General features: G+C 72.2%; 5 protein-coding genes. All 5 read right to left on the bottom strand.

From position 1 onward, the window contains the following. The coding region (locus ACSAMQ_RS19890) for a BatD family protein (protein ID WP_435397316.1) at nucleotides 1-1169 on the bottom strand (1169 nt) is incomplete at its 3' end. Between the two features lie 5 nt (nucleotides 1170-1174). Continuing rightward, nucleotides 1175-2950 (bottom strand): VWA domain-containing protein, encoded by a 1776-nt coding sequence (locus ACSAMQ_RS19895; protein ID WP_435397317.1) that lies wholly within the window; start codon nucleotides 2948-2950, stop codon nucleotides 1175-1177. Then, nucleotides 2947-3948, bottom strand: coding sequence for a vWA domain-containing protein (locus ACSAMQ_RS19900; RefSeq protein ID WP_435397318.1), 1002 nt, complete (start codon nucleotides 3946-3948; stop codon nucleotides 2947-2949). The genes ACSAMQ_RS19895 and ACSAMQ_RS19900 overlap by 4 nt, the downstream gene beginning before the upstream one ends. Beyond that, the gene (locus tag ACSAMQ_RS19905) at nucleotides 3948-4403 is read right to left on the bottom strand and encodes a DUF4381 domain-containing protein (RefSeq protein WP_435397320.1); all 456 of its coding nucleotides are present in this window, start codon (nucleotides 4401-4403) and stop codon (nucleotides 3948-3950) included. Before ACSAMQ_RS19905 ends, ACSAMQ_RS19900 begins: the two co-directional genes overlap by 1 nt. Further along, nucleotides 4400-4939 (bottom strand): hypothetical protein, encoded by a 540-nt coding sequence (locus tag ACSAMQ_RS19910; RefSeq protein WP_435397319.1) that lies wholly within the window; start codon nucleotides 4937-4939, stop codon nucleotides 4400-4402. Before ACSAMQ_RS19910 ends, ACSAMQ_RS19905 begins: the two co-directional genes overlap by 4 nt. Nucleotides 4940-5037 lie beyond the last annotated feature (98 nt).

Here is a 5037-nt window from a genome sequence, read left to right on the forward strand (position 1 = left end):
GCGGGCGCAACCCCGGCCGCCGCCGCGCCGCCGGCCGCGGCGATCGTCCACGACAATGGCGGCAGGGCGCTGCTGCGCGGCTTGCCGGCGGCTACGTCCCACCACTCCATGCGCAGGCCCTCGAGCCGGGTCGGACCGGTGCGCGCAGGCACCAGCGAGAACTTGCGGGTCAGCTTCACCCGCGGCCGGCCGTCGGCGAAACCGTCGTCGGCCTGCACCGGCTCGGGAAACACCTGCACGCCGTCGATCGGCGGCAACTGCAGCTCGGGCAGCTGCGCGGCAGTGGCTCCGTCGACGGTCGCCTCGACCACCAGGGTCGCGGCGCTGCCGACCCGGAGTTCCTGCGGCGTGGAGCGGTAACGCAGGCTCAGCTCGTGCAAGGGCAGCCACGGCTGCGGTGCGTCGGCCGGCAGGGGCTGCACGTTCAGGCTGCGCGGCCGGGCGCGCGCGCGCAATTCGTCGCCGCTGCCGCCCATGACCTGGTCGAGGAAGCTCGGTGCGCTGCGCCCTTCGAACAGCGCCGGCGGCATGCCGAGCGCGCCGCTGCGTTCGGGCACCAACAGGAACCGCCGCTCCACCACGGTGTAGCGGCGTCCGGCGACATCGCGGCTGTATTGCGCGTCGTCGCCGACCCGCATCAAGGACGCGCCTTCCGGCACCGGCTGGTCGATCTTGCCGGCGAGCAAAGGCACCGCCGAATACAGCCGCACCACCCAGCCCACCGCCTGTTGCACGTAGGGACTGAGGTCGTCGGCTTCGCTCTCGATGAACACATCGCCGCCGGCGCCCTGCGGCACGCCGGCCGGTTCGCCCAGCACTTCCAGGGTCAGCGGCTGCGTACGCTCGCTGCCGACCTGCAGGGCCGGAATCGCGATGCGGCCGCTGCGGCGCGGCTGCAGCAGCACCGAGAACCGGCTGCGCACGGCCAGACCGTTCCGGCCCGACACCATCTCGCTGTTGTTGCTGCTTGCGCTGAGCACGAAATCGCCACGCAGCGGCGCGAAGTCGGGACTGTTGCCGAGCGCGCCGGTGGTCTCGACGTTCAAAGTCGCCGTTTCGCCGGCGTTGATGCGCTCGCGGTCGAGCCAGGCCCGCGTTTGCGCGCACGCGCCCGTGCTGAGCGTCGCCAGCAGCAACCACAACCCCAATCGGCCCATCCATCGCGACATCGGTTTCAATCCCCTCGCAGCGCCTCCATCTGGCGCCGCTCGTATTCGATCTTGAGTTTCTCGCGCAGCAGGCCGCCCGGATCGTCCGGGACGCGCTTGAGCCAGGCTTCGTTGGCGAGCCGGCGCTCGCGCTCGAGCGGTGTTTCCTGTTCGGGTTTGCGCCCGGAAGCCGCTTGCGGCGCGGGGTGCTTGCCCTGGCGCGCGAGTTCGCGCTGCATGCGTTCGCGCTGGGCCGCATCGGCCTGGCGCTGGGCGTCCCGGTCGGACGGCTTCGATTCGCCGGGCTTCGGCCGGGACCGGGCGGGATCGCCGGAATCCTGCGAGGGCTTGGGCGGCGCCGGCTTCGGCGACGCGGGCGAAGGCGATTGCTGCCCGTCCTGTTGCTGTCCGTTCTGCTGCGGCGGTTGGCCCTGGCCGTCCTTGCCGTTCTGCGACTTCGGCGGATTCTTGCCGTCGCCGCCCTTCGGCGGCGGTGGCCGTTTCATCGCCGCTTCGACCGCGCGCTTGTTGGCCAGGGCGTCGGCCATGCCGGGTTGCAGCTCAAGCGCCCGATCGTAGGCCGCGATCGCATCCGGATAGCGGCCCTGGCGCGCCAGCGCATTGCCGAGGTTGTACTGCGCGTCCGCGCCCTCAGCGCGCCGGTAGAGCTCGCCGGCGCGCTCGAACTCGCCCTTGCGATAGGCCTGGGTGCCTTCGCGCATGCGTTCGTGCGCGGCCTGGTCCGGGCGTTGCCACAGTCCTTGCGCCTGCGCCGGTTGCAGCACCGGCCAGCCCAGGCACAGCAGCACGACCGCGGCCGCGCCGCTGCGACGACGGAACGCGAACAGGGCCAGCAGCAGCAACACCGGCAGCAACCAATAGCCGTTGTCTTCGCGGGCCAGGCTTTTCTCGCCGCGCGCGCTGCCGGCGTCGGACACTTCCGGCGCCAGCAAGCGCAGCGCCTGCAGGTCCTCGTCGCCGCGGCCGATGGTCGCGTAACGGCCTTCGCCGTCGGCGGCTAGCGCACGCAGGGATGCCGCGTCGAGTTTGACGTTGACGATGCTGCCGTCGGGGCGCTGGAACGGGGTCGCGGTCTCGCCGCCCAGGCCCAGCACCGACACGCGATAGCCGCGGTCGGCGGCCTGCGCCGCGGCGCGGCGCGCGGCCGCGTCGGCGCGGTCGGTCATCAACAGGATCTCGCCGCGCTCGAAACCGGCCTGGGCGAGCAGGCGCGCCGACCATTCGATGGCGCGGTCGCCGCGCTGGCCGTCGCCGGGCATGACGTCGGGCGACAACGCATCCAGGAAGACCGCGACGTTGCGCGCATCGTCGGTCAGCGGCGCCACCGTATAGGCATCGTCGGCGTAGACGACCAGGCCGACCTGGCCGCCGTCGCGCAGCTTCAGCAAGGTCGCCAGCTTGGCTCGCGCCTGCGCCAATCGCGTTGGCGGCAGATCGCCGGCCAGGGTCCGGCTCGAAAGGTCCAGCGCGACCACCAGCGGCGTGCCGCCCTGCCACAACGGCTGCTCGCTCTGACGCCAGCTCGGCCCGCTCAGCGCGAACACGGCCAAGGCATAAGCGAACACCGCGGTCGCCGCGGCGAAACGCGAGCGACGACCGTCGCGCCCGTCGAGCAGATGCGGCAGCAGGTGCGGGTCGACCGCGCTGCGCCACACGCTGCTGCGATTGCGGCGACGACGCCATAGCCAGGCCAGCAACGGCAGCGCCAGCAGCGCCCACAGCCAGTGCGGGCGCAGCAACTGCAAGGGCGCCAGGTTGTGCAGCCACAGCGACGGGCTCATGCCGGCCTCCGTCGCGGCCAGGCGAAGGCCAACAGGCCCAGGCCGAATGCGGCCGCCAGTGGCCAGACATAACGCTCGATCCGCGGCCGCACCGCTTTGCCGGGGCGCCGCACCGGTTCGATGCGATCGATTTCGGTGTAGATGCCGGCGAGCTCGGCGGTGTCGCGGGCGCGGAAGAAGCGTCCGCCGGTGGTCTGGGCGATGGCGCGCAACGAGGTTTCGTCGAGCGGATCGCCGCCAGGCACCGCGATCTTGAAACCGAACAAGGACAGCGAACCGTCGCCGCCGAAGGCGATGGTGTGGATGCGCACCTGATGATCGCGCGCGAGCTCGGCCGCCTTGGCCGGATCGAGCGCGCCGGCGGTGTTGACGCCGTCGGTCAACAGGACCAGCACGCGCTGGCCGGTAGGCTGCTCGCGCAGGCGCTTGACCGCCAGGCCGACCGCATCGCCGATCGCGGTTTCCTGCCCGGCCAGGCCGACCACGCTGTCCTTGAGCTGGTCGCGCACGGTGTCGCGGTCCAGGGTCAAGGGCGCAAGCACGTAGGCGCGACGCCCGAACACGATCAGGCCGATGCGATCGCCGACACGGCGATCGAGAAAGTCGGCGAGCACCGCCTTGGCCGCGGTCAGACGTTCGACCGGCGCATCGTTCAGGGCCATGTCGGGTTCGCTCATGCTGCCCGACAGGTCGAGGGCGAGCATCATGTCGCGGCCGACCTGCGGCGGCTGCACCGCTTCGCCGAGTTGTTGCGGACGCGCCGCGGCGATGCACAGCAGTGCCCAGGCCAGCCACAGCAGCCAATCCGCACCGCCGCCGCGCAGGCTGCGGCCGCCCGCCGCGGCGACCGCATCCAGGCGATCGCCGAACGGCACCTTGAGCGCGGCCGAGGCGTCGCGCGCGGCCGGCAACAGCCAACGCGCGAGCAGCGGCAACGGCAAGGCCAGCAACCACCACGGCCAGGCGAACAGCTCGCGCCAATCGCTGAGCCAGGACATCAACGCGCCCCCATCCAACGCAGGAAGCGTTGCCGGGCGAGTTCGCGCAAGGTCGCGACCTGGGCCGGGTCGGCCTCGCGCCGATAACCGCCGTCGAGCAGCAAGCGGCCGGGGCCTTCGACGAAATCCCGGCGCTTGGAGCCGCGGTCGAGGAATTCCAGCCAGGCCTCGCCTTGCAGGCGATCAGCCTCGCGATCGTGCCGGCGCGCCGCCCGGCGCAACAACTCCGACATCGCCGCGACTTCCTGCGCAGGCGTGGTCGCGGCTTCGAGCGCCTGGTCGAAGACCCGTGCGATCTCGCGCCGCCGCCGTTGCCGGCGACGCTGCCAGAGATAGATCGCCAGCGCCACGATCGCGAGCACGGCGATCAGCATCCACCAGCCCGGCGCCAGCGGCCACAGCGGCGGCGCATCGGGTTGGTGGACATCGCGCAGCGGCAGGGTCGCGTCCATCAGGCCACCAACGGCCGCGAGCGGCCCAGCAGCGGCAGCCACGATTCGCTCGGCGCCTCGGTCGACAAGGCCTGCACGCGCACTCCGCGTGCCGGCAGTTTCTCCAGGGCCACCTGGACCGGCGCGACGAACTGGTCGTGCCAACGCTTGCGCTGCGCATCGATGCCGAGGTCGAGTTCGACCCGCTCGCCGTGGCGGCTGAACGGCAACGCCGTCTGCGGCGGCCGGGTTTCGATCGGATCGGTCAGCAGCAGCACGATCACTTCGTGATGCTGGGCCAGCACCGCCCAGCGCCGCTGCGGCAGGGCCGCGATGCTGGCCGGATCGGCCAGTACGATCAGGCGCGAGCCGGGCCGCAGCAAACGCGCGGCATGATCGAGCGCGACTTCCAGGCCGGCGTCCTCGGCCGGCGGCTGCGTGTACCAACGCACCATCGCGTCCAGCACGCGCAGGGCGCCGCGCGGGCCCGACGCCGGCGTCACCGGCGGCTCGCGCAGGCCGCAGCGCAGCGCGGCGATGCGGTCGATCGGGCCCGGCACCGCGGGCCTTGGAACCCAGAGGCGCGACCTGCTCGGCCTCGGAATGAACAGACCCGGCACGGACGGGCCCCAAACGGATGACCCGGCATGGCCGGGCC

The organism is Lysobacter sp. 1R34A, assembly GCF_051217035.1.
In the GTDB taxonomy this organism is placed as follows: Bacteria; Pseudomonadota; Gammaproteobacteria; order Xanthomonadales; family Xanthomonadaceae; genus Lysobacter.

Excerpts from the sequence above, each read along its gene's own strand:
- ACSAMQ_RS19900 (WP_435397318.1), bottom strand. The coding sequence starts at position 3,948 with ATGTCCTGGCTCAGCGATTGGCGCGAGCTGTTCGCCTGGCCGTGGTGG.
- ACSAMQ_RS19895 (WP_435397317.1), bottom strand. The coding sequence starts at position 2,950 with ATGAGCCCGTCGCTGTGGCTGCACAACCTGGCGCCCTTGCAGTTGCTG.